At 58.7% G+C, this 25,274-nt stretch carries 22 protein-coding genes; 3 read left to right on the forward strand and 19 right to left on the reverse strand.

Annotated features, from left to right (window positions below; all coding sequences use genetic code 11):
• Nucleotides 1-106: 106 nt before the first annotated feature.
• Nucleotides 107-979, forward strand: coding sequence for an acetyl-CoA carboxylase, carboxyltransferase subunit beta (gene accD, locus HYX42_RS20620; RefSeq protein ID WP_293406671.1), 873 nt, complete (start codon nt 107-109; stop codon nt 977-979).
• A 193-nt stretch (nt 980-1,172) separates the two neighbouring features.
• Nucleotides 1,173-1,829, forward strand: coding sequence for an LON peptidase substrate-binding domain-containing protein (locus HYX42_RS20625; protein ID WP_293406673.1), 657 nt, complete (start codon nt 1,173-1,175; stop codon nt 1,827-1,829).
• 33 nt (nt 1,830-1,862) lie between these two features.
• Here HYX42_RS20625 and HYX42_RS20630 read toward each other — a convergent pair whose 3' ends face one another.
• The 19 genes from HYX42_RS20630 to HYX42_RS20720 form a co-directional block, all read right to left on the reverse strand.
• Entirely contained in the window at nt 1,863-3,671 is a 1,809-nt protein-coding gene (locus HYX42_RS20630) for a nucleoside-diphosphate sugar epimerase/dehydratase (protein ID WP_293406675.1), read from the reverse strand.
• Nucleotides 3,658-5,163 (reverse strand): DegT/DnrJ/EryC1/StrS family aminotransferase, encoded by a 1,506-nt coding sequence (locus HYX42_RS20635; protein ID WP_293406677.1) that lies wholly within the window; start codon nt 5,161-5,163, stop codon nt 3,658-3,660. The genes HYX42_RS20630 and HYX42_RS20635 overlap by 14 nt, the downstream gene beginning before the upstream one ends.
• A complete protein-coding gene (locus tag HYX42_RS20640; RefSeq protein ID WP_293406679.1) occupies nt 5,160-5,798 on the reverse strand; it encodes an acetyltransferase in 639 nt (212 codons plus the stop codon). The genes HYX42_RS20635 and HYX42_RS20640 overlap by 4 nt, the downstream gene beginning before the upstream one ends.
• A gap of 23 nt (nt 5,799-5,821) precedes the next feature.
• Nucleotides 5,822-6,958 (reverse strand): UDP-N-acetylglucosamine 2-epimerase, encoded by a 1,137-nt coding sequence (gene neuC / locus HYX42_RS20645; protein WP_293406681.1) that lies wholly within the window; start codon nt 6,956-6,958, stop codon nt 5,822-5,824.
• 5 nt (nt 6,959-6,963) lie between these two features.
• Complete coding sequence (gene neuB / locus HYX42_RS20650) at nt 6,964-7,998, reverse strand: N-acetylneuraminate synthase (protein ID WP_293406683.1); 1,035 nt, start codon at nt 7,996-7,998, stop codon at nt 6,964-6,966.
• Nucleotides 7,995-8,783, reverse strand: coding sequence for an SDR family oxidoreductase (locus HYX42_RS20655; RefSeq protein ID WP_293406685.1), 789 nt, complete (start codon nt 8,781-8,783; stop codon nt 7,995-7,997). The genes neuB and HYX42_RS20655 overlap by 4 nt, the downstream gene beginning before the upstream one ends.
• On the reverse strand, nt 8,780-9,469 hold the full coding sequence (locus HYX42_RS20660) for an acylneuraminate cytidylyltransferase family protein (protein ID WP_293406687.1): 690 nt from the start codon (nt 9,467-9,469) through the stop codon (nt 8,780-8,782). The genes HYX42_RS20655 and HYX42_RS20660 overlap by 4 nt, the downstream gene beginning before the upstream one ends.
• The gene (locus HYX42_RS20665; protein WP_293406689.1) at nt 9,466-10,434 is read right to left on the reverse strand and encodes a Gfo/Idh/MocA family oxidoreductase; all 969 of its coding nucleotides are present in this window, start codon (nt 10,432-10,434) and stop codon (nt 9,466-9,468) included. The genes HYX42_RS20660 and HYX42_RS20665 overlap by 4 nt, the downstream gene beginning before the upstream one ends.
• 5 nt (nt 10,435-10,439) lie before the next feature.
• Entirely contained in the window at nt 10,440-11,099 is a 660-nt protein-coding gene (gene hisH / locus HYX42_RS20670; RefSeq protein WP_293406691.1) for an imidazole glycerol phosphate synthase subunit HisH, read from the reverse strand.
• Nucleotides 11,096-11,851: an imidazole glycerol phosphate synthase subunit HisF gene (locus HYX42_RS20675; protein ID WP_293406693.1), complete on the reverse strand. Its 756-nt coding sequence runs from the start codon at nt 11,849-11,851 to the stop codon at nt 11,096-11,098. Before HYX42_RS20675 ends, hisH begins: the two co-directional genes overlap by 4 nt.
• 6 nt (nt 11,852-11,857) lie before the next feature.
• Nucleotides 11,858-13,177: an N-acetyl sugar amidotransferase gene (locus HYX42_RS20680; RefSeq protein WP_293406695.1), complete on the reverse strand. Its 1,320-nt coding sequence runs from the start codon at nt 13,175-13,177 to the stop codon at nt 11,858-11,860.
• Between the two features lie 57 nt (nt 13,178-13,234).
• Nucleotides 13,235-14,437, reverse strand: a complete 1,203-nt coding sequence (locus HYX42_RS20685; RefSeq protein WP_293406697.1) for a UDP-glycosyltransferase — start codon at nt 14,435-14,437, stop codon at nt 13,235-13,237.
• A 47-nt stretch (nt 14,438-14,484) separates the two neighbouring features.
• Complete coding sequence (glnT, locus tag HYX42_RS20690; protein ID WP_293406699.1) at nt 14,485-15,789, reverse strand: type III glutamate--ammonia ligase; 1,305 nt, start codon at nt 15,787-15,789, stop codon at nt 14,485-14,487.
• 17 nt (nt 15,790-15,806) lie between these two features.
• Complete coding sequence (gene asnB, locus HYX42_RS20695) at nt 15,807-17,561, reverse strand: asparagine synthase (glutamine-hydrolyzing) (RefSeq protein ID WP_293406701.1); 1,755 nt, start codon at nt 17,559-17,561, stop codon at nt 15,807-15,809.
• Between the two features lie 10 nt (nt 17,562-17,571).
• Nucleotides 17,572-18,999, reverse strand: a complete 1,428-nt coding sequence (gene gcvPB, locus HYX42_RS20700) for an aminomethyl-transferring glycine dehydrogenase subunit GcvPB (protein WP_293406703.1) — start codon at nt 18,997-18,999, stop codon at nt 17,572-17,574.
• Between the two features lies 1 nt (nt 19,000).
• Entirely contained in the window at nt 19,001-20,401 is a 1,401-nt protein-coding gene (gene gcvPA, locus HYX42_RS20705) for an aminomethyl-transferring glycine dehydrogenase subunit GcvPA (protein ID WP_293406705.1), read from the reverse strand.
• A gap of 100 nt (nt 20,402-20,501) precedes the next feature.
• Complete coding sequence (locus HYX42_RS20710) at nt 20,502-21,056, reverse strand: sugar transferase (RefSeq protein ID WP_293406707.1); 555 nt, start codon at nt 21,054-21,056, stop codon at nt 20,502-20,504.
• Nucleotides 21,053-21,871 carry an aldolase/citrate lyase family protein gene (locus HYX42_RS20715; RefSeq protein ID WP_293406709.1) on the reverse strand — a complete coding sequence of 273 codons (819 nt, stop codon included), beginning with the start codon at nt 21,869-21,871 and terminating at the stop codon, nt 21,053-21,055. Before HYX42_RS20715 ends, HYX42_RS20710 begins: the two co-directional genes overlap by 4 nt.
• A gap of 28 nt (nt 21,872-21,899) precedes the next feature.
• Complete coding sequence (locus HYX42_RS20720) at nt 21,900-23,399, reverse strand: lipid II flippase MurJ (RefSeq protein ID WP_293406711.1); 1,500 nt, start codon at nt 23,397-23,399, stop codon at nt 21,900-21,902.
• Between the two features lie 216 nt (nt 23,400-23,615).
• Between HYX42_RS20720 and lysS the strand changes: the two genes are divergently transcribed.
• Complete coding sequence (lysS, locus tag HYX42_RS20725; protein ID WP_293406713.1) at nt 23,616-25,169, forward strand: lysine--tRNA ligase; 1,554 nt, start codon at nt 23,616-23,618, stop codon at nt 25,167-25,169.
• Nucleotides 25,170-25,274: the final 105 nt, after the last annotated feature.

Here is a 25,274-nt window from a genome sequence, read left to right on the forward strand (position 1 = left end):
TGGCCAGCGGGTTCAATACCATACGCCACCAGAGCATAATTGCACCTTCGCAGAAAACTGTCACCGTACAGTCCATCCGGATGCCTTTTAACAGGGACCTGAATCCATGTCTTGGCTAGAAAAACTACTTCCACCGAAAATCACCCCTACTGACCCTACCGAGCGCCGGAGCGTGCCCGAGGGCCTGTGGATCAAATGCCCAAGTTGCGAGGCAGTTCTCTACAAGACGGATCTGGAAAAAAACCAGAATGTTTGCCCACAGTGCAGCCATCATCACCGCATCGGTGCACGCGCCAGACTTGACGCGTTTCTTGATCCGGAAGGCCGCTATGAGCTGGGACAGGAGGTCCTGCCCGTTGATGCGCTCAAGTTCAAGGACAGCCGGAAATATCCCGAACGCCTGAAAGAAGCGCTGGAAACCACGGGGGAGACCGATGCACTGGTCGTCATGGGTGGCGCAGTTCACAGCATCGGTGTGGTCGCCTGCTGTTTTGAATTCGACTTCATGGGTGGCAGCATGGGCAGCGTCGTCGGGGAACGATTTGTGCGAGGCGTCCATGCAGCCATTGAACAGAAGGTGCCCTTCATCTGCTTTACGGCCACCGGGGGGGCCCGCATGCAGGAGGGCCTGCTCAGTCTCATGCAAATGGCCAAGACCAACTCGGCGCTGACGCGACTCGCGAAAAAGGGCCTGCCCTACGTCAGCGTGTTGACCGACCCTACCATGGGCGGCGTGAGTGCCGGGTTTGCCTTTGTCGGTGACATCGTCGTCGCAGAACCCAAGGCATTGATCGGTTTTGCTGGCCCGCGCGTGATCGAATCGACGGTGAGGGTCACCCTGCCAGAAGGCTTTCAGCGAGCCGAGTTCCTGCAGACAAAAGGCGCAGTCGACTTTATATGTGACCGCCGTGAACTGCGCAAAACCATCGCGAGTTCTTTGGCCATGCTGTTGAAGCAACCGGCAGACGCTGTGGAGTGACCTGCGAGGCTGACATGGCCAGATTCCGGTTTTTTACGCGTCCCGCAAATGTGCTTGCCGCAGTTGCGGGCTTTTCCTTTTCAGAGCTTCGGTTTTCAGGTACCTCCCAGACCTGCATGCTGAAAATCATCGGCAAGCAACAAGAAGCGTCTTCGTGGGATGATGTTGGCATATTCATCCAAGGCATGCACCAATGTCTGAAGCCCTGACCCTGTTTTCGCTTCCACTATTCCCGCTGGGTACCGTTCTTTATCCGGGCGGCCTGCTTCCCCTGAGGATTTTTGAGGTTCGTTACCTGGACATGATCGGCAAGTGCCACAAGATCGGCGCGCCTTTTGGGGTTGTGTCACTGATTCAGGGTTCCGAGGTACGCAAGGTTGACGGGAAACATTCAGGCGGCAGGTTTGCTCAGGAGGAATTCAATACAGTTGGAACCCTGGCCACCATCACGGAATTTTCCGTGCCACAGCCCGGCTTGATGATGATCCGCTGCGAGGGTGCCCAGCGTTTCGAAATATCAAATCGTGAGCGGCTGAAACACGGCCTGTGGATTGCAGATGTCACGCGCCTTGACGACGATCAGACGGTCAGGATTCCAGAAGATCTTCAGGGCACCGCCAATGCCCTGGGCAAGGTGATCAAAAGCCTGCAGGAGCGAAGTGCTCCCAACGATCAGATGCCCCTTGTAGCGCCCTACCGGCTGGATGATTGCGGATGGGTTGCCAATCGCTGGTGTGAGTTGCTGCCCATACCGGTTGAGCTAAAACAACGATTGATGGAACTGGACAATCCGCTGGTCAGGCTTGAATTGGTGAGCGATATCCTTGAGCGAACCGGCATAACACTGTAGGGCCGACCCGCGTAGCCGGTACGCGAACACACATCAGGCTTGCGATTTATATTCGGGCAAATGCCCCTTCAGCCAGGCCCTGATATCGCTACTGGAGGGCGCCGGACCAGCCGATTCAATCCAGTCCTGAACACTCCCGATGTGAACAGCCTGTTCGCCAGATGTCTTGGCCACCCTCAGTTTTGGATGAGGCGTAGGCTCGGTTGTCTCATCGTCGGCAAGCAGCTCTTCAAAAAGCTTCTCGCCGGGCCGCAAACCTGTGAAGGCGAGCGGAACTTCCTGTTCGGTCTTGCCCGACAGCTGGATCATTATGCGAGCCAGATCTGCGATTTTCACGGGGTCGCCCATGTCGAGAACAAAAATCTGGCCGCTCTTGCCCATCAACCCTGCCTGCAAGACAAGCTTTGCTGCCTCCGGAATGGTCATGAAGTAACGCACGATATCCGGATGCGTGACCGTGATGGGCCCACCTTTCGCGATCTGGTCAGTGAAGAGGGGAACCACTGAACCGCTGGAACCCAGGACGTTACCGAAACGCACCGAGACAAACTCCGTGCCGGTGTATTCAAGCGCAACACTCTGTACAACAAGTTCGGCCATACGCTTGGTGGCGCCCATGATGTTTGTCGGGTTGACCGCCTTGTCCGTGGATATCTGGACAAACTTGTGCGCACCGCATTCGCCGGCAACTCTTGCCGCATGAAGGGTACCAAGAATGTTGGTGCGAATGGCTTCAATCTCGTTATGCGACTCCATCAGGGGCACATGTTTGTACGCCGCCGCATGAAAGAAAACCGAAGGTTTGTAGTGCATCGCAATGGCTCGCAAACGGTCTTCTTCGCGGATATTGGCCGTGTAATACAGGCCCTTCATCTGCGGATGGGTCTCGCGCAACTCCTGCTCAAGCTTGTAAATGGCAATTTCCGATGCATCCACGCACACCAGCCGGGAGACGCCGAGACGCGCGATTTGACGGCACAACTCGGAACCGATGGAGCCCCCTGCCCCCGACACCAGCACCGTCTGTCCGGAAAAGAGTTCTGCGAGCCCGCGCATGTCCAGCTCGACCGCTTGCCGCCCCAACAGATCTTCCAGCTCAATCCTGCGGGGACTGCTACTGTCGGACTTGAGCCATTCATCCGGCCTCGGCATGGTCATCAGCGTCAAACCAGCCTGGCTGGATTGCGACAGGACTTCACGCCGCTCGTCGGATCCTGGGGGGCTTGCAATCAGGGCCGTAGAAGCGCCCGTGGCCTGCGCAATGGAAACAACAGATGCGGGGGACCCCAATACAGGTACCTGGTTGAGATAAGTGCCCAACTCTCCCGGCAAGGGAGAGACGATACCCACACAATGCCATTGCCTGGAGCCCTTGATGGCGCGCAAGGCATCGGTTGCCTCCCTCAGGGAGCCCACAATCAAAAGAGGCTTTGAGCCGTCTGCGGGCGCACTGTGCTCGGTCAGCGTCCTCCACCCTGCACGCACTGCGCTCAGCAGGACCAGAGCAATCAAGGGATGAAGCAAAAGCACAGAACGGGGGAAGAACTGATACCGCATCATCAGCACAATCGCTGCGGAAAGCAGGCTGGCGAGAAGGACACCGCCCGTGAGTTGCCTCAATTCAGGCAACCCGATATACCGCCAGACCTGCCTGTAAACCCTGGCAATGCCCAGGCCGACCGTATAACAAACCAGTATCCAGGGCAGACTCAAGGCGATCAGCGTCTCGAATGTGTCTGGAATCTCAAAATTAAACCGGAGCCAGAACGCAGCCCACCAGGCTGCGCCTACAAGCAGCATATCTATGCCCCACAGCGGCAGAACCTCTTTACGCAGACGCACGGTGATCCTCCAGCGTGTTGATGACATTCCTCAAATGATCAATAACCCTGTCCTGCTCAGGCTCGCTCATATTGGAACCTGAAGGAAGGCAAATACCGGAATGAAACAGTTTTTGGGAAATGTCATTGTTGGGCTGATGAGGAAAATACGGTGCATTGTCAAAGAGTTTTTGCAGGTGCATGGGCTTCCAGACAGGCCTGGCTTCTATCAGATGCCGCTCCAGAGAGTTCATGACCTGGCGGCATTTCGTGCTGGCATTTTCTCCTGCAAGTGTGAAGCAGGTCAGCCAGCGCGTTGAGCGGTACCCCTCGGGTTCTGGCATCCAGTTTATTTGAGGAAAATCGGCGAACGCCTCCACGTAACGTTCAAATACCCGGCGGCGCTGTTCCACGCGCTGATCAAGCACCCTTAACTGACCGCGGCCAATCCCGGCAAGAACATTGCTCATGCGGTAGTTGAATCCCACTTCAACATGCTCGTAGTGCGGCGCAGGCTCCCTGGCCTGAGTAGACAGCTTGCGCGCACGCACCACAAGATCGGAATCGTCTGCCACGAGCATGCCGCCGCCGGAAGTCGTGATGATCTTGTTGCCATTAAAAGAATACACCGCCACGCGACCAAATGCCCCACTGGACCGTCCCTTGTAATGCGCCCCAAGCGATTCCGCAGCATCTTCCAGAACCGGGACCCCATACTTTTCGCAGATGGGGATCAAGGCGTCCATGTCGGCGCTTTGACCATAAAGATTGACCAGAATCACACAGGCAGGCAGGCAATTCTCGCGTTTGGCCCATTCAAATGCACGCTCAAGCGCATCGGGTGACATATTCCAGGTAGCGGGCTCGGAGTCGATGAATACCGGCCTTGCACCACAATAGAGTATTGGATTGCAGCTTCCGACAAAGGTCAGGGATGAACAAAAAACGGTGTCGCCCGGCTTCACGCCCAGCAGAAGCAGTCCAAGGTGAATTGCTGCCGTACCCGAACTGACTGCGGCGGCATGGCCTACGCCTACATGTGCAGCGAGTTCAGCTTCAAATGCGTTGACATGCGGCCCGAGCGGTGCAATCCAGTTGGTTTTAAACGCATCCTCCACAAATGCGGTTTCTTCATCGCCCAGATGGGGAGATGAAAGCCAGATACGCTGGGACAATTCCCGCCGGAAGATCATGTCAATCGGACGTCCGCGTGGATCGAGCACAGGCACGTGATCAATCTGGTGGTGGTCCATCAAATGCAGAACACGCGCAGCATCCGCATCCTCGTTGACGGTGACGGACCGCACCGACGGCAGCTGCCCAAGAGGAAAATCATCGCCAGCATGGTTGATGATGGCGCGGCGCAGATCCCCGTCGGTGAGCGTCCGCGTCAAGGTGCCGTCACTATCCACAACCAGTAAAATCCCGCGTCCGGCCTGGTCCATGCGGAGCAAGGCATCTCTCAGTGTCAGTTCAGGCGGGACACACAAGAGGCCGAGATCGGCTGAACTCATTGAATTTTCCTCACGGGAATTCCGGCATAAACACCTGGCTCCAGCAAATCCTGATTGACCACGGTGCCCGCGCCAATCGTGACATCGTCGCCTATAACCTTTAGCGGCATCACCACGGCGCCAGCGCCAACAAGTACACGCTGACCGGTTTTGACGTGGCCGCCCAAAGCTGCGTTGGGCGCTATATGGGAAAACGCCCCCACCTCGACGTCATGATCGACAACTGCGCCATGGTTGATGATCACACCGTCCCCAACGCGCGCCGCCGGCCCAAGGATTGCACCCGCCGCGAGAAAACACCCCTTGCCGATATCACTGAAGGGAGACACGGTGGCAGCAGGATGAATCACAGTTACCAATCGGTCAAGGCCGCATTTAGCAGCTTCCTGCTGCCTCGCAACGTTGTTTCCAATGGCGATGTGCACACCGACATTCGCCGGACCGGATGCGTCCAACTGCCGCAGTTGGACCCCTGGCAAAAGCTCGCCCCGGCAAGACGAAGCATTCCTGTCAGACGCAAATATTTCTGCCCAGCTACCTTCAAGCAATGCCGCGTCAGCAACAACACGCCCATGACCACCTGCGCCAAAAATCATCAACGAATCAAAAGCAGAAGATATGGAAGATGCACTCATGGGTTAAATATGCAGTCGCCTGATCAATAGGTGTTGGTCTTCTCGAGCACAGACCTGTCCAGCGACAGTGCCGTCAGGTATTGAGATATCCGTTTGCCAGCAAGGCCATCGCCAAATCTATTGTTACATGGCCACCTTCCATGGTGGAACGCTTCTTCAACGGCGGCCTGGATAGCGTCCGCCGCAGGATTGACGTCCCGGACATTGCTGTTCCTTTCCCGGGACCTCTGGCGATCGCCGACATTAACCACCGGCGTGCCAAAAGAAGCGGCCTCAATGATGCCCGCAGAAGAATTGCCCACCATCACGGTGCAATGTTTCATGGCTGAACAGAACAAGGGCCTCGGAATGTGCCGCAAACGACTGGAGCCCTCAGGCAAGGCCACCAGCGCCAAAGCCCGGTGGATTTCATGCGATCCGGCGTCCGAATTGGGCTCCAGCCAGACAACAGGCAAGCCAACGCGCTTGAGGGCCATGAGGATCGCTTCTGTCTGTGCAAAGGCATCACCAGCCTGCTGGACTACCGGATGAAACACCCCCAGCACAAAACGCGAAGCGAAAGGAAGCCCGAGCGCCTGCGTACACTCTTCCAGGGACAGGTTGGCGTCCTCGACGATGCCATCCAGCCCGGGAGCGCCTGTGACCTCTATGCGCGATGGCATCTCTCCCATGCGGACCAGGCGCTCACGGGACTCTTGCGTTGCGACCAGATGGTAGTGGCTGAGTTTGCTGATCGCATGCCTGACAGGCTCATCCACCGTACCGGAGCGTTCGCCCCCGTGTATGTGCACGCAGACAATTCCCAGATGCATTGCAGCAATGGCGCCCGCAAGCATCTCGCCACGGTCACCGAGCAGCAGCAGGATGTCCGGCTTTTCCGCACTCAACAAGCTGGTCATGCCCAAAATACATTGCCCCACGCCTGCCGACATGCCCTCAGGTGTACGACTCGCGGTATCTATCGGTACCTCACCGCAAATACGCAACGATGTCGCACGGATTTCCTCAACCGTATTCCCAAAGTCGGCATGAAGATGCATGCCGGTCACCGCCACGCTCAAGTCGGCGACGGATGCCAGTTGCTTCAGGGTGGACTTCATGAGGCCAAAATCCGCGCGCGTACCGCTCAGGTAGATGATCTTGCGCCTGGCTTTGCTCATGATGGTCAATGTGCGGAAGCTTCAACCAGCAGGTTCCACTGCAATACGGTACCAGCTGCAATATCCACAGCCGCGAGGCGGCCAGGCAACTCCGGCAGATGGCGGGGTTCGATGCCGGTGGCTGGCCTGCGACAAAGGAGTTTTTCCGCTGTGATGACTTCTCCGGCCGCAATATTCACCGCTGCAACGACGCTGCGTCGTGCAACCCTGGCGGTATCCAGCTCCTCGGGCAACGGAGCCTTCACGCCATCGCCCAGCATGGCGCTTATACGGCGTATACCACCGACCATCTGGGCAAACTCATCTGGTTCAAGGGAAGCACTGTGATCAGGCCCTGGCATGTCCCGATCAAGCGTCAGATGTTTTTCGATCACCCGGGCGCCGAGCGCTACAGCAGCCAGGGGGGCTTCGATGCCCAGGCTGTGGTCCGAATAACCTGTCAACACACCCAGATCGCCAGCCATGCTCACCATGGCCCGCAGGTTAAGCGTCTCATCAGGCGCGGGATAAGCCGATGTGCAATGAAGGATGACAACGTCATGCAAGTCGCCACGCGCAGCCTGAATCCATCCAATGGCCTCGCTGACTTCTTCCATCGTGCCCATACCGGTAGACATCAGAAGCGGCAACCGGGTGGCAGCCGCATGCTCCACCAGTGCACGATGCGTCAGCTCCCCTGAAGACAGTTTGAGCCGCCGCACCCCGAGGCCGACCAGCATGTCGACTGCAGCCACAGAAAACGGCGTGGAGAAAAATTCAATCCCGATGACATCGCAGTGCGCCTTGATCAGCTCATGCTGCTGCTGCGATAACTCCAGTTTCTCGAGCATCAGGAACTGGTCCTGGGCACCCGTCTGGCGCTCCTGGTATTTCGCCGTGGGGGCACCACGCACTACCAGGTCTTTTGCGCGGAAGGTCTGGAACTTCACGGCATCTGCGCCTGCATTTTTGGCAGCGTCGCATAGCTGCAATGCCAGCGAAATATCTCCGTTGTGGTTAACGCCCGCTTCTGCAATCACGAAGACATGCTGACCGTTCACCACGCTGTCCACCCGCCATCAACAACCAGGTTGTGTCCCGTCACATATTTGGCTGCGTCGCTGGTCAGGTACCGCATGGCCTGAACCATATCGTCAGCTTCAGCCATGCGGCCCAAGGGTGTCCGGCGGGAATAATTTTCCACGAAGGTGTCGTTCTGGCCACTGAAAACACCGCCCGGAGTAATGGCATTCACACGCACACCGCGATGCCCCCAATACGCCGCAAGATATTTTGTAAGGCCCCACAAGCCTGCCTTGCTTGCCGCGTAGATGGCAGGCGTGTTGATTGCACGCCCCATATATTCGGAGCCTTCGTAAATCCGCTGGTCCGGCGCCACGATACCGTAGATGGAGAGCGTATTCACAATGCTTCCGGAGCCCCGCTTCGCCATCGGGCTGCCAAAAACCTGGGCACACAGCATGGCGCCAGTCAGATTCACCGACATCACCTCATTCCACTCGTTGACAGGGAAGGTCTCAAATGGTTCGAAAAAATTGTTGGATTTCGTTGCCGCATTGTTAAGCAGCCCGTCCGCAAGTCCCCAACGAGATTCCAGCAACGCGTGGGCCTTGATCAGCGAATCGCGGCTGGCAACGTCGGCAACGCAGGTGATCATGGCATCGTGGGATTTACCCAGGCGCTCCTCAAGCAAGCCGGGATCACGATCCAGCGCAAACACGCGCGCACCGGCTTCAACAAAAGCATTGACCACCTGGGAACCAATGATGCCCGCAGCCCCGCTCAGCACGACGACCTTGCCGTCCAATGAAAACGCATCCTTCATGCAAGCCCTCTTTTTTTCATCAGCAACTCGACCAGGTCAAAGTCAATGGGGTGATCGATGTCAATGGATCGCTCCCTTGGCATCACGTGCAACCTGATTTTTTGCGCATCCCACAATGAAGAAGACAGTGTATGGCGATGCCATGCATAAATCGACGCGTTCATGGCATACACGGTCGGCGCCGACTGCCTGCCAAGCACTTCCGTCGCAGGGGGGCAAACACGTTCGAAGAACCCGTTGGGTTTGCACTCCACCATGTTGAAGTACGGGTTTTTGTCTGCCTCATAACCCGTGATCACCACATCAGTCTCGGCATCAAGCATTTTGAAGCAGGTCTGTATGTCGATGACATCGCGCAGGGGGGATGTAGGGTCAAGGTCAACAATAGACCTTACCGGTCCGCGATTTGCCTCCACCCACTCAACCAGATGCTGGATGACCGGCAACTTCCCGGCAGTGGCGGTAGCCAGCTCTGCGGGGCGCAAAAAAGGCACCTGGGCACCTGCTGCCGCTGCCGCCACCGCAATGTCCTGACTGTCAGTGGAAACAAAAATATGGTCGGCGATACCGGCTTCCAGGGCCTGGCCAATGGTCCACGCGATCAGCGGTTTGCCGCAAAGCATGCGGATATTCTTTCCCGGTACCCCCGCAGAGCCACCCCGGGCACAAATGGTGATGATGTTCACGCGGCGGCCTCGTGTATGGCCAGCATGAGACCGGCTGTCTTCAGCCCGTCAGCCAGTGGAGAGACCAGCTTGTGCCCCTGACTTCCTGCAGCTGCAAGCCAGTCCATTATTTGAAGTTGATAGGTTTGCGCGATGTCAAAATCCTGGAGCCTGTCATTGATGACACGACTGCCTTCGCGTGTCTCAAGCGTGATATTTTTCTTCATCAGATCAACAATAAACGTTCCTGCCGCCGTCACCAGCACATACCTCCTGACGGGCAGCTGGGAGACATAGTCAAGGCTGACCACCACAGGTGCCCCCTGCGCTGTTTTGAGCAAGGCCACATGAACATCATTCGATTCAATCGGCAATGAACTCAAATGCCCAGCAACAGAGGCCCCCACCGACAGCGGCCCCAGCAGCCACTGGGCCATGTCAATTTCATGCACCAGATCAAACAGGACACCGCCACCTTGCGAAGCGAAAGCGCTGTAACTGTCTTTCAGTTCCCTGCCCGGCCTCCACTGGGTCAATTCCTGCCCCACCTCCAGGTGCGCCCTCAGTACCCCGCATGGGGCATCACGCTCAAGCTCGATACGAAGCTTTGCAAGTGCGGGGAGGTAGCGGAGATTGCATCCGACCACAACAGCTGGTGAAGCAGTGCTTCTTTCTGCAAGCGCGCACAACTGGTCAAATTGCACCCGGTCTGTGACAAGGGGCTTCTCGACCAGACACGGGATTCCGCTCTCAAGGCACAGGGCGAGTTCTGATGAATGTCTCGAAGAGATGCTGGCAATCACTACGGCGTCTGGCTGCCAGGCAAAGCCGTCATCAATTCCGCCCAGCACCTTGCAAGGGCCGAAAACAGGGTCAATCTCACCGGTACCGGAGATAACGGCGATCTCCACATCGGGAATCAACTCTCGCAGATGACGCACATGCCTTTTGGCGATGGAGCCGCGTCCGGTGACAAGGACACGCATGGGGTCTAAAGCTCCAGGAAACCGGAAAGGATGGTCAGGCCGTGCGCGGCACTCCGCTCCGGGTGAAACTGGCAACCATAAATGGAACCACGCGCGACTGCAGCACAAATACGGACACCGTCGTAAAAAGTGTCGGCCAGCCTGTGCTCCTCGTTTTCAGGGACGGGCGCGAATGAATGCACAAAGTACATCGGTTCGCCGGGGTTCACATGGGCCAATACAGTCTTGTCCCATGATGCACGGGCAACAGGCAAGGCCAGCGCACTCCAGCCGATATGCGGAATACGATGCGCTTTGCCATCCACACCCGCAGCAGCCACAGGCATGACACGGCCCGGTATCAAACCAAGGCCGGCATGTTCCCCAAACTCTTCACCCACATCAAAAAGCATCTGGGCGCCCACGCAGATTCCCAAAAACGGCCGCTCGGTCAGGGCGTATCTTTTGACGAGGTCGTCAAAACCCCGGCTCTTCAACTCCGTCATGCCATCGGCAAAGGCGCCAACCCCGGGAAGCACCAGCCTGTCGGGCATCACCGTCACCTGCGACGCATGGTCAACGACGGTCACCTCTGCACCGCAATGTCGAAGCGCCCTCACGACATTGAGCAGATTGCCGATGCCGTAGTCAATCACAGTCACAGGCTTGCCTGATGCTGCGCTCACAGCCGGACCTCCAGGCCATACTGCCTTGCCTGCTGCTTGATTTCACCAACCGTGGTCCGTTGCCAGTGCAAGGCGTCGGCAATTGCAATCGCCGAGGTACCCACATCGCTGGCCCGCTTCAAATCGGCGGGGTCACCAAAACCGCCACTGGCGATCACAGGCACGTTCACCCGTGCGTTCACAGCACGCATCAACTCGATATCAAGCCCCTTGCGGGTGCCTTCCTGGTCGACGGCTGTGACCAGTATTTCGCCTGCCCCCAGGCTGACAGCGCGGGCAATCCAGTCCACAACATCAAGACCGGTATGTTCCCGCCCGTTGTCTGTATAGGCCTCCCACTTTCCCGGTCCGGTACGCTTGGCTTCCACCGATAGAACCATGCACTGCGAGCCGTAGCGGTTTGAAACCTCGGAAATCAGTTCGGGACGGGCAATGGCAGCGGTATTGATGGCGACCTTGTCGGCCCCGGAGCGCAGCATGGTATGCACATCATCAATCGACCGTATGCCGCCGCCCACCGTGATGGGGATGTAAATCTGGTCGGCAGCGCGCTGGATGATGTCGGTCAGGTTGTTGCGCTGATAAAGGCTGGCAACAATGTCCATGAAGATGATCTCGTCTGCCCCTTGCGCATAGTATTTCAGCGCGAACTCATGGGGGTCGCCCACCACGCGCAGACCTTCGAGACGTATACCCTTGATAAGGTTGGCGCCCTTGACATCCAGACGCGGAATAATGCGCAGGCCTGCCATCTTCGATCAGGCCGGCGTGTTGAATACGGAGTGCCGCAGCTTCCACTGACCGTTTTCATGCTTCCACAGATGAGGCGACCTGAAGTTGTCGGTGAGTCGGCTGAAGTAATCCCGATCCAGAATCGGGCTTTCAAACATCTTGTGTGCTTTCGGGAATTCCTTCGCGGGGATGCTGAGGTAGCGGAATATCTCGTCAGCAAAACGCTCAGGAAACTCGCCGTCGTAACGCTTGACCAGCGCCACGCCTTCATCGCGATTGATGTCCCTGGAACGGATTTCCTGCGCGGCATCGTAGGTTGCACGCCCAATGCCAAACTTGGTGAAAGTCGTGTAGTAATGAAAGTCGTCTATGCGGTCATCAATGCTGTTGTACTTGCTGTACGTACCCGGCGTGCGCTCAGGCGATGCTTCAAAGCCGCCATGTTCAACCGCATAGTAATAGCAGCTCTGTGGGTGCCATTTCAGGTAATAGCCCAGGTAATGCACTTCGATTTGTTTTTTCTCTATCTGCACCGGGTCGGCAGGCAGATAGGGAAGAAGATCCTGCTCTTCAACACCGAAATCGTCGTACAGGCTCTGGATTGGCGTTCCGCCCAGATGAATCTTCGACTTGTCGTTTGAGGTGAAATAAGACCAGTCGCGTTTTGCGCTGTTGGTATCGCCGATGGGGTTGCCGTATTCAGCCTCGTTTTCGCCGTAAATGACAAATGGAATGTCATGCAGTATGGCCATCTTGGGGGCCAGCGACTTCTGGCCGAACATGAAGGCCTGAAAGGGGTGAAACAGGTTATCGACCGCAAGCCTTGTCAGCAAGCGATGCACACGCCCATTCGGCGTCATCAGGTAGTTGTCGAAACCGGCATGCAGCCAGGACTCAAAGTTCTTCCATCCCCATTCGGTGTACACATGGGGTGCCCACGTCACCGTAAGCGGGTGCATGTTGAAGCGCGTCTTGAGAATGTGTGAGGCGTAAAAACTGTCCTTGCCGCCGGAGCCCGGCACCAGGCAGTCGTAACCGGACTTGCTGCGGAACTTGTCGCACAGGGCTGCGAGCTGGTCTTCGCGGGTCTTCCAGTCAATGGTGTTGTGCTTTTGCTCCGCAAACAGGCAGGCATCACAAATGCCGTCTTCATTAAAGGCGATGGTCGCCTTTTTGCTGTCTTTGGTGTGCTGGTATTCAACCGCTGAATTTGGGCGCTGGTTTGAAATCACGCAGTGCCTGCAGAAGTGCACATAACGGGGCAAACCATATTTGACCTGTGCATCATCATCACTTGCTGAAAAAATGCTTAGGTCAACGGGCGAGGGATTCTTGATGAGTGACATGAACGTCCGGAAGGTTTTGCTGGCGTGCTACGGCCCCGCCGCAACTGCATGCCCTGATTATAGGAATCCACGAAGGACATCCAGCACTCTGGCAGTCGCATTCGCGTGAACTTGTTCCGGCTGGCGGCGCGGCCGGTGAACACAACGATCAAGCGCCGCGCAGATATCCGCCTCCCGCACGGCCTCATCGGCAATGCCGTAAGCTTTCAGGGGCATGGCATCGTCAAATACCGACCCCAGCACCTGTACCAGCACCGTACCGGCCAGATGGCCTTCAAGCCCCACCGTCGAATTGAGCGTCACCACGAGATCGACAGCTTGCAGCAAGGCAGGCAGGCCCGTCTCCTGACCTGTAAATACGATGCGCGGATCATCAGGTACTGCGGGCAAAGCCTCACCGGCACGCGGCCGGATGCAGAGCACGCAGTCATCACGCGACAAAACCCAGCGAATCACGCCTGCCAGCGCGCGCCCGGGAAGATCGACGTCGCCCGGCAGGCCGTTGAAGGGGTGATAGGCCGGCTCGACCTGTGTGGGCCACAGAAGCACATATTTGCCGTTCCATTGCTTCTCAGACCTTAAACGAAGGCCTTCCTGCACATGTGCAGGGTCACCCAGGGTGTCGAATGCCGGGTTACCCGTGACGACGATCTGTTCATTCCCCCTGCCCGCCGCGACAAGAAACTTTTTGACCGATTCATTCAGCACGCACACGCGATCGGCGTAAGAGACATCACCTATCCACTTGACCTCATCCAGGCAAAAAAGGTCCACCATACACACCGACGGCAGGCCGAGGCGCCTGGCCGCCGTGATGGCAGCACGTTCAGAGCGGGGAGAGTTGGTTCCTACAACGAGTGCAGGAGCCACTTTTGCCACCATTCTCTCCAGGGTTTGCAGGGGAAGAAAGGCCTGGCGGCCCTCCCTTAAATACAGCCGCTCCGCTTCTACGGGGCCAACATCCCGCACCAGCTCCGCGTAACACAGACCCAGATAAGCCACGCTTTCCTCAGGGTCAGCTACGGGACCCTTGAGGTCAGCCAGCAAGCGCCTGCCATACACAAGTGCAGGCTCATCGTCAGCAGTCAGGAAATCCCTGAATTGCAACAGCTCGAGGCCCGCAGCCCTGACAACAGACGCAGCAGTTGTCAAAGCCAGCACCACAGGGCGCGCCACCCCGCTGTCTGCCAGCGCCCGTGCCACAGGCACCACCATGCGTACATGACCACTGCCGTAGGTGACAAACAGGACAGTTTTCATGGGCACCAAATCAGGTCTTGTGCGCGGCTGCCCGGCATGCAAGGCGCCTAGAAAAAGTCAACGTAACGGCGGAATTCCGCTGGCGACACGCTGAGTAGCAACTCATCGCTTTCCGCACGCTTGACCTGTGCAAATTCCTGCACAAAGGCCTGCCCCAAGCCTTTGCACAAGGCCTCGTCGGACTCGAGCGAATCGAGGGCGTCCGCCAGCGACGAAGGCAGGCGCTTGATGCCCCGCTTGTCCAGCTCATCGCGGCTCAGGGTGTAGAGGTTTTCGTTGCAGGGCTCACCCGGGTCCAGCTTGCGGCGTATGCCATCCAGCCCGGCATGGATGATGGCCGCCGTCAGAAGATAGGGGTTGGCGGCTGCATCAGGCACCCGCAACTCAAGCCGGCCGCCGGGGCCGCGCACGAACGCCGTACGGTTGTTGTTACCGTAAGCGATGTTGACGGGCGCCCAGGTGGCGCCCGAACGCGAACCGCGTGAAACAAGTCGCTTGTAGGAGTTGACGCAAGGCGCCGCGATAGCCGTCAATCCACGCGCGTGTGCCATCAGGCCACCCAGAAAGTGATAAGCCATGGGGCTCAGACCCAAACCGCGCTTGTCCGAAGCATCTTCAAATGCGTTGTCACCAAATTTCTTGCCAGCCGACATGTGCATGTGCAGGCCGCTTCCTGATCTCTCGATAAAAGGCTTGGGCATGAAGGAACACAACATGCCATGCTTTTTTGCAATGGCCTGGGCTGCCATCTTGAAATAGGTCAGGTTGTCAGCGGTGCGCAGGCCATCCGCGTAGGTGAAGTTCATCTCGAACTGGCCGTTGGCATCTTCGTGGTCAATCTGGTAGACATCAATGCCGGCCGCGTCCAGTGTCTCGCGCAGTTCCATCAAAAAAGCTGAGATGGAAGACAGGTGGCGAAAGTCGTAGCAGGGCTTGTCCAGCGATTCGGACTCTGTGGCAACCACATAGCCGCCTGAATCATCCTTGCGCAGCAGGAAGAACTCTGGCTCCAGCCCAGAGAAGAATTCCAGGCCCGTCACTTCGCGGAAATCAGCCAATGCTTTTTTGGCAATGACGCGTGAATCCAGTCCATGCGGCTTGCCCATCACGTGGCCGTCGCAGGTGACAACGGCAGTACCCGGCATCCAGGGCACCGGGCGCACATCCTTGGGGTCGCCTATGGCCATGAACTCCTGGCCATGCGGGCCCATGCCCATGCCGGCAATTGCAAAACCGGCAAAACCGGCGCCTGCGCCAAAAATCATGTCCTTGTGCTTGGCCGGCACGAGCTTGGCCTTGGGCCTGCCGTGAATATCGACGAACTGGGCCAGGTAGTAATCAAAGTCAGCCATGGTGCGGTCTCTGCCTGTTATTGCTGTTGTGGGAAGAATTCCTGCAGCCAGAGCTTGGTCATCAGCAATGTACGCAGTTGTTTGGTGTGGTTGTGCAGGCCGCTGCGGTGCTCTTCCAGCATGACCTGGAGTTCATTCTGGTCAAACCGCCCGCCGTCGGGCAAGGCCAGCGTCTCACGCGCCCACTGGTGAAGCGGCCCCTTGATCCATTCGCCAATCGGCAAGGTCGGCATGGTCTTGGGGCGAAATACGAAGTCGTGGTCGAAATAACGTTCAGCCGCCTGCTTCAGGAAATACTTGCCGATGCCATCGCGGAATTTGGAAGTGATGGGCAGGCGCGCAAACATCTCGCTGACGCGGTGGTCAAGAAAGGGTGCACGGCCTTCAATAGACCAGCAAGCGCCCATGCGGTCACCCTTGACGCAGTTGTTTCCTGGCATCAATGAGTTGAGCTCATAGGCCGCCACCTGCTCTGCCGGCTCCAGGTCACCGAAGGGCTCAATGATTTCCATGAATTTTTCGAGTGCGCCCTGGGTATGCGGGAAGAACTCTGGGCTCATCATGCGTTGGCGGTCTTTTTCGGTGCTGTAGCTGATCAGGTCGAAATAGTTGCGCATTGGAAAGTTGGTACGCGTCATTTCCGAGAAAAACTGCTCGTTGTGGCGGAAGCCCAGCATGACTTCGTCCGGGCCGTCGCCGGTGAACATCACGATCTTGCCCTGCTTGTGCGCTTCTCGCGAGAGCAGGAAGAACAGGAAAAAGGAGAAGTCGCCGTGAGGCTGTTCTGCATGGCGAACAACGGTTTGTGCGATTTCGGGAATATCACCGGGCTTGATATCCAGCGGTTTGAGCTTGATGTTGAGGTCACCGGCCACACGCTCCGCATACGAGTATTCTGAAAAGCCCTTGTCCTCTATGCGCAGGCCAATCGCGTCAAGTTGAGGACGGTTCCATTGCGGCACCAGGCGGTTTGCGATGACGGATGAGTCAACACCCCCCGACAAAAACAGGCCGCCATCCACATCAAAACGCATCTGCAGCTTGACGGCTTCATTGAGGACATCTTCGAGTTCCTGCTGGCTGGCCTCCACACGCGGGCCGTCCAGCGGCCAGCTCCAGTAACGCACGGGCTCCGAGAACTTGCCTGCGCCATAACGCATGAAAGTTCCTGGCGGAAGGTGGCGAATCCCTTCAAAACAGGTTTCAGGCGGCGGGCAGTAGTTAAAGGTGAAGACATTGCCCAGCGCAGACTCGTTGACCTTGCGCTCGAATTTCGGCAGGGCCAGAATGGCCTTCATTTCGCTCGCGAATGCCAGGCCGCCTTCATAGGGCGCGTAAAAACAGGGTTTGATGCCCTGGCGGTCACGCGCCAGCATGCCGGTTTCGGTGCGTTGGTCCCAGATGAAAAAAGCAAACATGCCGACCAGGTCGTCGAGCATTTTTTCACCCTTCTCACACCACAGGTGCACCAGCACCTCGGTGTCGCAACGCGACTTGAACTTGTAGCCCTTGGCCTTGAGCTGCTCGCGCAGTTCAATGAAATTGAAAATTTCGCCGTTGAACACAACCCAGACCTTGCCGTCGGTGCTGGACATCGGCTGCATGCCGTTTTCGGGGTCCACCACGGCCAGACGGGCGTGACCCAACACTGCGCGCCCCAGTTCTTCGACGCCCTGCTCATCAACCCCACGGTACTTGATGCAGTCGATCATCTTCCAGACATCGTCTTTGGTCGTGCCCGCAGCGTTGACCACACCCACTATTCCACACATGGCAAATCCTTCAATTATCCAAAACGATGCGTGCCGTCTTGCGGCTGACCGGGGCGCTTTCAACCAGCGCCTGATCATTGGTGTCCTCATTGAAGACACGCTGGAATATCTCAACCTGGTAATCCAGGCTGGCCTTGGTTTCGGTTTCCGTCGGCTCGATCAGCATGGCCGACTTCAGGTCGCCCGGAAAGTAAACACAGCCCGCCCCCACCAGGGTGGGCGGGTGTATGCCGTAGTCGATCAGGCGCTTGGCAAACTGGCGCGCAGAGGTGTTGAGCTTTTCACCCGACAGCAGGGTCTCGTGTTTACAGAACTGGTCATACACCGGCGGCAGCATGGGCGCGAGCTGGTGCTGCAGGTAGTTGGCATTGAGCACCGCGTTTTCAGACGCCTGGCGCAGGCCAGCGGCACCCATGGTGCGCAGATAGCCATAGGCACGCAGCAGCACCGCGACATGGCCGTGAAAACTCTTCATGCGGCCAATCGAAAGCGGCCTGTCATCGTCACGCTGCGCCACACCGTTGCGCCTGATCGCCACCGGGCTGGGCAGGTAGGCTGCAAGCGAGGCCTTGACCGCCACAGGGCCTGCACCCGGGCCGCCGCCGCCGTGCGGCGTTGAAAAAGTCTTGTGAACATTGACATGCACCACGTCAAAACCCATGTCTCCGGGGCGAACGATGCCCATCAAAGCATTGAGATTGGCGCCGTCGTAATACAGCAGCGAGCCATTGGCATGCACGGCATCCGCAATCTCGACGATCTGGTCTTCGAACAGGCCCAGCGTGGACGGGTTGGTGAGCATGAAGGCCGCCACATCGGGGGTCAGCATCTCGCGCAGGGCAACGATATCAACACGCCCTTTCAGGTCAGACGGCACGATGCGACAGTCAAACCCGGCCATGGACGCAGAGGCCGGGTTGGTCCCGTGCGCCGAGTCCGGCACCAGCACGATGGGACGCCTGTCGTCAAGTTTGGCAAAGTGCGCACGTATGACCAGCAGGCCTGCAAGTTCACCATGCGCGCCAGCCGCCGGTGCGAGGCAGCAGGCATCCATGCCCGTGACCTCACAGATCATGGCCTGCAGCCGTTCGTACATCTCCCAGACGCCGCCCAGCGTGTCGGCGTCCTGCATCGGGTGGGCGTGTGCAAAGCCGGGCAAGGCTGCCAGAGCATCGTTGCGCTTGGGGTTGTACTTCATGGTGCAGGAGCCCAGCGGATAAGGCCCGTTGTCCACACCATGAGATTCCTGGCTCAGGCGCGTGAAGTGGCGCACCACATCAACCTCACTGACCTCGGGCAGGCCCGTCGTCATGCGCCTGCGTGCGAACGCCGGTATGGCAGGCGGCGCAGCAAGGCGCGCAGCACCTGCAAACACATCGCTCGCTGCACCTGCGCGATGCAGGTCGGTGATCATGGGTGATGGAGATGTCGCAGCCATATCAGCGCACCTCCAGGCTGATGCCAGCCTGTTTTGCGTAGGCTTCCAGATCGCTGCGGTTTTTGGTTTCGGTGACGGCAATCAGGAGACCGCGTTCGTGTCCGGCCAGATCCGCAGCAATCGGTACACCCGCAAAAAAGCCAGCGTCACGCATCTTCGCGCAGAACTGCGCTGCAGTGACGGGCAGTTCGATGGCGAATTCGTTGAAATGCACGCCGCTGCGCAGCAATTTCACACCCGGAATCGCCACCAGCAACTCGCGCAGCATCACGGCGTTGGCGGCATTGGCTTCGGCAATACGCATGAAGTTGCTCTCGCCCAGGCATGACAGGTGAATGGCCGCGCGGATGGCGTTCAGCGCCTGGTTGGAACAGATATGGCTGGTCGCCTTGTCGCGGGCCACATGTTGCTCCCGGTCTTCCTTGATGAGCGCATAACCCAGCTTGCCATTGAGGTCATGTACGCGCCCCACCAGTCGCCCCGGAAGATAACGCTCCAGCGGTTTGGCGCAGGCGATGATGCCGACATAGGGGCCGCCAGCGTTCAATGGCAAGCCCAGGGGCTGGCCTTCGCACACGACGATATCGGCGCCCAGCTTGCCGGGCGCTTCAAGCCAGCCGCACAGCAGCGGGTTGACGCAGACAGCCAGCAGCGTTTTATTTTGTTTGCAGACCTGTGACAGCGCAGCCACATCCTCGATCACACCCAGTGCATTCGGGCTTTGCAGTACCACACCAGCGACATCGCCAGTTGCGACCAGCGCCGCCATGGCCGCCACATCGGCGAGGCCAGTAACAGCATCCTGCGCCACATGGTCAATCGTGACACCGCGCGGCGTGAGGTAGGTGGCCAGCACCTCCCGGTATTCTGGCCAGATCGCCTGCGCCACGACCACACGGCGTTTGCCTGATGCAGAGCACAGCATCCAGCAGGACTCGGCGAGCGCCGTAGCGCCGTCATAGACGGAGCAGTTCACCGACTCCTGGCCCAGTAAACGGCCAACAAGAACCTGGAATTCAAACAAGGCCTGCAGCAGGCCCTGGCTCATTTCAGGCTGGTAAGGGGTATAGGCCGTCAAAAATTCGCCGCGCGATACGATGGCATCCACCACTGCAGGAATGTAATGTTCGTAGGCACCACCACCCAGAAAACTCGCGTGCGTCAGCGTGGTACTGTTTTTGTCGGCCATGGCGCGAACATCGCGCATGAGTTCCCATTCGCTCAGGGCGGGGGGCAGGTCAAGCTCGCGGCGCAAACGCACCTGCGAAGGGATATCGGCGAACAACTGCTCTATCGACGACAGCCCCATGACTTCAAGCATGGCCTGTACATCAGAGCCCGTGTGGACGTTGTAGCCCACCGGCTTTTGCTCCAGCACTGAGTCGTGTTGTCGTTGGTTCACGTAATTTTCAGCTTGTTGGGGACCAGTCTGGCAGGGCTCGAAAGACTCTGGATTATAGGGTGAGCCCCCTCTGCCGACAGGGGTAGAACAGTGCGACCCCTCAATTGGAATGCCGGCCGCCAAGCTGGCAAATCGTCCACCAGAAAACGCGCAGATCCAGGCCTACAGAGGCGTTTTTGACGTACTCCAGGTCATAGGCCAGCCGCTGCTCAAAAGAAGCCTGAGAGCGTCCCCGGACCTGCGCCAGCCCGGTAATGCCGGGCCGCACGCTGCAGCGCAAAACCCAGTCATCAGGCGCATAGAGAGATTGCTGCGCGGGCACATCGGGCCGCGGGCCGACCAGGCTCATGTCGCCCCACAGCACATTCAGAAGTTGCGGCAGCTCGTCAATGCTGGTTCGGCGTATGAAGCGGCCCACGCCCGTGATGCGCGGGTCATTGGCCTGCGTGAAATACGGCCCGGTCGCGGCCGCGTCAATGCGCATGCTGCGGAATTTCAGGATGCCGAAAGGCTGGCCGCCGCGCCCCACGCGCGTTTGCCTGAAAAATACCGGCCGGCCGCTGTCGAGCACTATCCACAAGGTCACAAGCACAAGAACAGGCGACAGCAACACCAGCGCTGCCAGCGACAGCACGATGTCCATCAGGCGCTTCATGCAGGCACTTTCAACCCATGTGACAGCTGACGAATCAGGCCCGCGACGCGAACCCTGTCCTGCTCGGTTTCGCCGGGCGTGCGCAAGGTGAGTTCAGCCTCTGCAGCGCGAATGGCTGATACAGCGTCTTCAAAAGATGTTTCACCGCCGAGGCGGTTGAAGGTTCTCGACAAAATGACAGCCTGCGACCCCAGCCGTATGTGTTCGCCCAGCACATCGCGCCCCGGCAACACGCCTTCATCCACACGTGCAATGCCGCCAAAGCCCATGCGCAGGCCTTGCCGCTTTGCAGCGGCCGCCACGCGGTCCACATGACCCATCAGCAGGGGTTCAAACATGAATTTGCAGCCCAGCGACAGGTGCAGATCGTTAAGACCCACAAGCACCTCACAAATACCGGGTGTGCCCAGCCATTCGTCAAGCGATTCCAGCGCACCCGCCGTCTCCAGCAGGGCCACGATGGGCGCACGCCCCGCAACGATGCCTGCAAACGCCTGTACCTCGCGCGCGCCGGTGAACATGGGCAGCATGAGCAGGTCCGCGCCCTGGGCAAGAACGGCATCCACCTCTGCCCTGGTCAGCTCGGGCTTGTCGAGCTGCAGGGGATTCACGCGCACCATCAGCTTTGTCTTTTTCAGCACGGCCTTGATACGTCCCACGTCTTCCACATGATGTGTGCTGATGAAGGTGTCCAGGCCCTTCTGCCGCTCGGCCTTGCCGTCGCGTTCAAGGTCAACAAAAACCCGCATGCCCTCAAGCTGGTCGCAGCGCGCCGCCAGTACAGGGTCATTGGTGATGGTCAGTAAATCAATCATTGGGGGAATTCGGCAAATCTTCTGGGACTCACGGCGCTGCTTCGCGCTGTAGCCGGGCAAAAAGCAGCCTGCGCAGTTGCGGGCTCGCCAGAACGGCGCCTCCCACAACCAGCAGGCCATACACACAGGAAACAATCATAGTGAACTGGATGCTGCGGCCAGCCCACATCGGCTTGAGGCTGACCAGCAGCGCAGCGACGGCCAGCGACACCAGGCAGGGCAGCCACGGGAAGGCACGGGCTACGGTCTGCCGCTCAGCAGACATCAGCACAATGGCGACACCTGCCAGCACGCCGTTGAGCAGCCACATCACCGCAGCACCCTTCTCCAGGCCCCAGTCAGGCATCAGGCCAAGGATGAGCAGCACTGCCAGAGCGGCGACATAGGCCCACACCGCCACATGCATGCGCTGCGAGATCGCCGTGACGGTCAGCATGACGGCGATCAGGGCCTGCGGCAGCAGCGACCAGATACCGATGGCGCTCCAGCGCGCAATCACCTGCAGGTGCTCTTCACCCATGCGCCCCCAGCCAAACAGCAGGCCGGCCAGCGGCAACGAGAAGGTGGCGATGATGGCGGCCGCAGCACAGGCCAGCGCCCATGCGAGTGCGAATGCCACACGCAAGGCAGCTGCGCGCTCGGGCGTGCCCTCCCCGGTTCGTGTGATCGCCGGAAAAGCCAGGGTGGCCACCAGCTGCACCGCCAGTACCAGCGGCAGTTCCACCAGTTTCCATGCGTAGTTGAAGCTGGCCAGCGCGCCCTCGCCGCCCTGCGAGGCAATGCTGCGGCCCGCCAGCGGCAACAGCAACAGGAGACCTGAGGACAGCCCGGCCCATATCCAGATACTGGCCCGAGGCAGGGTTAAAGAACTTGCCTTCACGACCAAAGCGTCTGCGGCGGCGAGTCCCGCGCGGGCAAACCGCAAACGCCAGCCCAGCCAGGCCATGCGTAGAAGCATCGCAAACACCAGAAACAGACCCAGGGCGGCAACAGCGCCCGCCTGTCCCACCCAGGCGACCTCCAGCAGACCTGCAATCAGCACGGCGTTGATGACCAGATTTCCAGCATACATGCCAACAAAGTCACGTTCGTGTTGCAGGCGCGTGGTCCACAGCGCCGCGAGCATGGCCATGGGCAGGACCAGCGCACTCCAGGCCAGCGATGCCGCACTCAGGGTTTTCATTTCTCCGGCAAGACCGGGCGCCAGCGCCTGCGCCAGCACATCGCGCAGCAGCCAGATGCCCAGACCCACCACCGCACCCGCCAACAGCAGGAAGGCCGTCACCTTTTTCTGGCTGGCGTTCTGCCCAGCTGCGTCCTGCTGCGCCCAGTGCGGCAACAGCACATAAGCCAGAGCGCCGCTGATGAAAATGCCGACCAGCAAATCAGGCAAGGTGAACATCACAATGATCACGTCGCCCAGGCCGGTAGCGCCAAACGCCGCTGCCTGCACCGACTCCCGGGCCAGACCCAGCACCCGGCTGAGCAGGAGCAATCCCAGGGAAAACACACCGGCGCGAAGATACATGGCAGGGATTATCCGGCCTGAAAACACCGTTCTCGACCCATAAAAGCCAAACCCGTCCTGTAAAAAACTAAAATCAGTGGTTTGAATGAGATTGGTCACATTCCGGCGGGCTCCGCAAGCTGCCGGGAAATCGGCCCGCAGTTCAGGCAAACGCCCCGCATGACCCTGTCGTGCAGCCTTGCCAGCCACCTTCCCCAGCACCAAAAGCCCAAGTCCATGACAACGAATGCGCCCGCCAACAACCCTGCCCAAGCCACCGCACCTGCACCGCAGGACGAAAACCAGCTGATCATCGAGCGTCGCGAAAAGCTCAAGGCCCTGCGCAGCGCAGGCATCGCCTTCCCCAACGACATCAAGCCCGAACACAAGGCCGAAGCGCTGTTCGCCGCCTACAGCGACAAAACCAATGAAGAGCTGGAGGCCCTGAACATCCAGGTGCACGTCGCCGGCCGCATGATGCTCAAGCGCGTGATGGGCAAGGCCAGCTTTGCGACGCTGCAGGATTCATCGTTCGGCCCCTCGGGCGGCCGCATCCAGCTCTATATCAAGAACGACGATGTGGGCGAGGCCGTGCATTCGGCCTTCAAGCACTGGGACCTGGGCGACATCATCTCGGCCACCGGCAAACTGTTTCGCACCAAGACCGGCGAACTGTCGGTGCATGCCACCACCCTGCGCCTGGTGACCAAAAGCCTGCGCCCCCTGCCCGACAAGTTTCACGGCATGGCCGACCAGGAGGTCAAGTACCGCCAGCGTTATGTCGACCTCATCATGGACGAGGCAGCGCGCAAGCGTTTCATGTCGCGCAGCAAGGCGGTCACCAGCATCCGCGAGTTCATGGTCGCCAACGACTTTCTTGAAGTCGAAACGCCCATGCTGCACCCGATTCCTGGCGGCGCCAATGCCAAGCCTTTCAAGACGCACCACAACGCGCTCGACCAGGAGATGTTTCTGCGCATCGCGCCCGAGCTGTACCTCAAGCGCCTGATCGTCGGTGGCTTTGATCGCGTGTTCGAGATCAACCGCAGCTACCGCAACGAGGGCATCAGCGTGCGCCACAACCCCGAGTTCACCATGATGGAGTTCTACGCGGCGTGGTGGAACTACTCCGATTTGATGAGCTACACCGAGTCGCTGATACGCGATGTGGCGCAGAAGGTCTGCGGCTCGCTGCAGCTGACCTACGGCGAAAAACCCGTGGACCTGGCGCAGCCCTTCGAGCGACTGACCATACGCGAAGCCATCCTCAAGCACACCGAAGCCGGTGACAACGTCGACAACGCCGCGTGGCTCACCAACGCCCTGCGCAAGCTGGGCATGACGGAAGAAAAAGACCGGCTCTCGACCCGCTCGCTGGCCAGCCTGCAGGTGCTGTACTTCGAGGAACTGGTGGAAGAAAAGCTCTGGCAGCCGACCTTCATCATGGAACACCCGACCGAAATATCCCCACTGGCGCGCGCCAACGACAGCCGCCCTGAAGTCACCGAGCGTTTTGAGCTCTACATCACCGGCCGCGAGTTCGGCAACGGCTTCAGCGAACTGAACGATGCAGAAGAGCAAGCCGCACGTTTCAATGCCCAGGTGGCCGCCAAGGACAGCGGCGACGACGAAGCCATGTTCTACGACCACGACTTCATACGCGCGCTCGAATACGGCATGCCGCCGACCGGCGGCTGCGGTGTGGGCATTGACCGTTTGATGATGCTGTTGACCGATAGCCCGAGCATTCGGGATGTGATCCTGTTCCCGGCCCTGCGAAGAGAAAGTTAGCTCCCACGGTCGTGCACTTCGTGTCACTCCCTGCCCCCCGAGGGGGCCGCCAGCCTGCGGCCCGGCAAAGCCGGTTCCGCGGCTCGGACTTGCTTTAGGGCTTCG

The sequence above is a fragment of the Polaromonas sp. genome, assembly GCF_016185115.1.
Taxonomy (GTDB): Bacteria; Pseudomonadota; Gammaproteobacteria; order Burkholderiales; family Burkholderiaceae_C; genus Polaromonas.